Raw genomic sequence first — 3259 nt, forward strand, 5'->3', positions numbered from 1 at the left:
CGTGAGGTGAGCAGCTTGCGTTGCCGGGTGCGGTTGCGTGGCGGCTGGCGGCTCCAGCGTGACCTGGCTTACGGGTCGAGGTCCCGGGCGACCGCGCGCATCACTTCGGCGATCCGCTTGGTGTTCTTGCGGTCCGGGTAGCGGCCGCGGCGCAGGTCCGGCTGCACCTTCATCTCGAGCAGCTTGATCATGTCCTCGATCAGGCCGTGCAGCTCCTCCGCCGGGCGGCGGCGCGCTTCGGCGACCGAGGGCAGGCTGTCGATCAGCCGAACGGACAGGGCCTGCGGACCACGACGGCCGTCGGCGACGCCGAACTCCAGCCGCTGGCCAGCCTTGAGTGCCTCGACCCCTTGGGGGAGCGCGGTCTTGCGGATGTAGACGTCCTGGCCGCCGTCCTGGGTGACGAAACCGAACCCCTTCTCCGCGTCGTACCACTTGACCTTGCCGGTCGGCACTGCCCTCACCGTTCCTTCGCTCTGAGTAAGTCATCTCGCGTACCGGCGGCACGTGACCGCCCTGCACGACGAACGCGCCCTGGGCGTACCCAGGACGCGTAACCACCAGCCTATCCCGGTATGCGCCCTCCGGTGAAGAAGATATGGGTTCTAACCTTGTGCCATGGATACTCCGGCCAAGACTTCCCCGCGCAAGCCGTTCCTCATGCGGCTCGGGATCGGTGTGTTCGCCGTCGGCGTGCTGGCCGTGCTGGCCGTGTTCGTCCTGTTCGCGTTCGGCCTTCGGGACCTCCCGGTGTGGCTGAGCGCCGTCGCCGGGGTGGCCACTCCCCTCGGCATCGCCCTGTCGCTCATCTCACTGGTTCGCGAGCACCGGAAAGCGGCTGCCGGCTGAGCCAGGCCGGGAACTCCGCCAGGCTCTCGAAGACCACCTCGGCCCCCGCCTCCAGCAACTCCGCGCGGCTGCAGGGGCCCGTCGTCACACCCACCGGCACCGCGCCGGCCGCCAGCGCGCCACGCACGTCCCCCAGGTGATCGCCGGCGTAGATCGTCGCGCCGTGCTCGCGCAGGGCCACCGCCTTGCCGTCCGACCACAGCTCGCCCACGAGCACGTCGACGGCCAGGCCGAGCGCCTTCACGTGCAGCGCCGCGTTCGGGCCGTACTTGCCGGTGACGACGACCGTGCGGCCACCGGCCTCGTGCACCGCGGCGAGCGCCTCGTGCGCGCCGGGCAGGGCGACGGTCTCCGGGATCACGATCTCGGGGTACAGCTGGCGGAACCGGTCGACGAGCGCGCCGATGCGGTCCTCGGGCGCGCCGAAGTCACGCAGCACCATGTCCAGCGGCGGGCCCAGGTTCGCGGCGAAGTGCTCGCCGTCCAGCGGCAGGCCCGCCTCCTCGCCGAGCGCGTTCATCACCGCGACCATGCCCGGCCGTGGATCGATGAGCGTCATGTCCAGGTCGAATCCGACGGCTGTTCCCACGACAGCCACGGTAGCCGGACCCACCGACAGAACCGGCCGGCGTCTCACCTCCGCTTTACATTGACGCCTTTCGGGTCAACCTCCTTGACACCAGAGCATCCTGTGTCAAGCTGTTTCTGTGAGTGACATCACCGACTCGTTCGTGGAGCGGACCAGGACTTCGCTCCGGGAGACCCTGCTCGACGCGGCGGCCGAGATCCTGGCGGCGCGGGGCTACGCGGCCCTGCGGATGGCGGACGTGGCGTCGGCGGCCGGGGTCAGCCGTCAGACGGTCTACAACGAGTTCGGCAACAAGAACGCGCTCGTGCAGGCGGTCGTCCTGCGCACCACGGGCGAGTTCCTGGACGGCATTCACCAGCGGTTCGCGTCGGCGCCCGATCTGCTGACCGGCATCCGGGGCGCGGTCACCTACACGATCGAGCACGCCAGGGAGAACCGCCTGGTCGCCTCCGCGCTGGGCACGCCCCAGGGCGAGGACCTGCTGCCGCTGCTCACCACCCGGGGTGAGCCGGTGCTGTCCGCGGCGATGGAAACCGCCGCGACGCACTACCGCCAGTTCCTGCCCACCCTCAGCACCGACGCCGCGAACCTGCTCGCCGAGACCGCGGTGCGGCTCTCGTTGAGCCATCTGGTGCTGCCGACCCATTCCGCGGCCGAGGCGGCCGACCTGGTCTGCGCCGCGCTCGCACCGGCCATCACCCACTACTCGTCCACAATGGAGTGAGCGATCATGACTGGAACCCTGCCCGCGCACCGCACCGGATTCGCCTCGCTGCGCCGGGGCGGGCTGAACTGGGATTCGTTCCCGTTGCGCCTGTTCGTCAAGGGGAACCGCAAGTTCTGGAACCCGGCCGACATCGACTTCAGCAAGGACGCCGAGGACTGGCAGACCCTCACCGACGAGGAGCGCCGGTCGTCGACGTACCTGTGCGCGCAGTTCATCGCCGGCGAGGAGGCGGTGACGGAGGACATCCAGCCGTTCATGAAGGCGATGGCCGCCGAGGGCCGGTTCGGCGACGAGATGTACCTGACCCAGTTCTGCTTCGAGGAGGCCAAGCACACGGAGGTCTTCCGCCGGTGGATGGACGCGGTGGGGCTGACGGAGGACCTGACCTCGTACGTGAGTGAGAACCCGCACTACCGCAAGCTGTTCTACGAGGAGCTGCCGGAGTCGCTCGCCGTACTGGAGCACGACCCGAGCCCGCTGAACCAGGTCCGCGCGAGCGTCACCTACAACCACGTGATCGAAGGCAGCCTGGCGCTGACGGGCTACTACGCGTGGCAAAAGGTCTGCACCACGCGCGGCATCCTGCCCGGCATGCAGCAACTGGTGAAACACATCGGCGACGACGAACGTCGCCACATGGCGTGGGGCACCTTCACCTGCCGACGGCACATCGCCGCCGACGACTCCCTGTGGGACGCCGTCCAGCAGCGCATGGGCGAACTGCTGCCGCACGCGCTCGGGATGATCCAATGGGTGCAGGACCAGTTCGAAGAGCCGCGCCCGTTCGACAACGACCCGCAGGAGTTCATCGAGTACGCGGCCGACCGGGCACAACGCCGCCTGGGCGCCATCGAATCGGCACGAGGCGTCCCGGTGGGCCAGATCGACCTGGACTACTCCCCCGAGCAACTGGAAGAGACGTTCGGCGAAGAAGACGCCAAGGCACTCGCGAACGCAGTGAGCTAAAAGCGCGCAGCGCAAGGCTTTGAACACAAGGTAGCTGGGTGGTCATCCCGTCGCCTGACACGCAACGATCACCTTGAGCCAGGGCCGCAACCCAGGCCGCCAACCGGCAGCCGACCATGCCAACCTTG

The 3259-nt window shown here is 68.7% G+C and carries 5 protein-coding genes; 3 read left to right on the plus strand and 2 right to left on the minus strand.

Annotated features, from left to right (window positions below; genetic code table 11):
• Nucleotides 1-68: 68 nt before the first annotated feature.
• Nucleotides 69-455: a cold-shock protein gene (locus ACCP09_RS39930; RefSeq protein ID WP_017985244.1), complete on the minus strand. Its 387-nt coding sequence runs from the start codon at nucleotides 453-455 to the stop codon at nucleotides 69-71.
• Nucleotides 456-618: 163 nt separating this feature from the next.
• Between ACCP09_RS39930 and ACCP09_RS39935 the strand changes: the two genes are divergently transcribed.
• Nucleotides 619-849 (plus strand): hypothetical protein, encoded by a 231-nt coding sequence (locus ACCP09_RS39935; RefSeq protein ID WP_017985245.1) that lies wholly within the window; start codon nucleotides 619-621, stop codon nucleotides 847-849.
• On the opposite strand, the gene ACCP09_RS39940 is transcribed toward ACCP09_RS39935, so the two are convergent.
• Nucleotides 806-1438 (minus strand): HAD family hydrolase, encoded by a 633-nt coding sequence (locus ACCP09_RS39940; protein ID WP_017985246.1) that lies wholly within the window; start codon nucleotides 1436-1438, stop codon nucleotides 806-808. The genes ACCP09_RS39935 and ACCP09_RS39940 overlap by 44 nt on opposite strands.
• A gap of 118 nt (nucleotides 1439-1556) precedes the next feature.
• Here ACCP09_RS39940 and ACCP09_RS39945 point away from each other — a divergent pair, with 118 nt between their 5' ends.
• On the plus strand, nucleotides 1557-2162 hold the full coding sequence (locus ACCP09_RS39945; protein ID WP_433754292.1) for a TetR/AcrR family transcriptional regulator: 606 nt from the start codon (nucleotides 1557-1559) through the stop codon (nucleotides 2160-2162).
• Between the two features lie 6 nt (nucleotides 2163-2168).
• Complete coding sequence (locus ACCP09_RS39950) at nucleotides 2169-3131, plus strand: R2-like ligand-binding oxidase (RefSeq protein WP_027933837.1); 963 nt, start codon at nucleotides 2169-2171, stop codon at nucleotides 3129-3131.
• Nucleotides 3132-3259: the final 128 nt, after the last annotated feature.

The sequence above is a fragment of the Amycolatopsis sp. 3B14 genome, assembly GCF_050958625.1.
Classification (GTDB): Bacteria; Actinomycetota; Actinomycetes; order Mycobacteriales; family Pseudonocardiaceae; genus Amycolatopsis_E; species Amycolatopsis_E thermoflava.

Excerpts from the sequence above, each read along its gene's own strand:
- ACCP09_RS39935 (WP_017985245.1), top strand. The coding sequence starts at position 619 with ATGGATACTCCGGCCAAGACTTCCCCGCGCAAGCCGTTCCTCATGCGG.
- ACCP09_RS39950 (WP_027933837.1), top strand. The coding sequence starts at position 2,169 with ATGACTGGAACCCTGCCCGCGCACCGCACCGGATTCGCCTCGCTGCGC.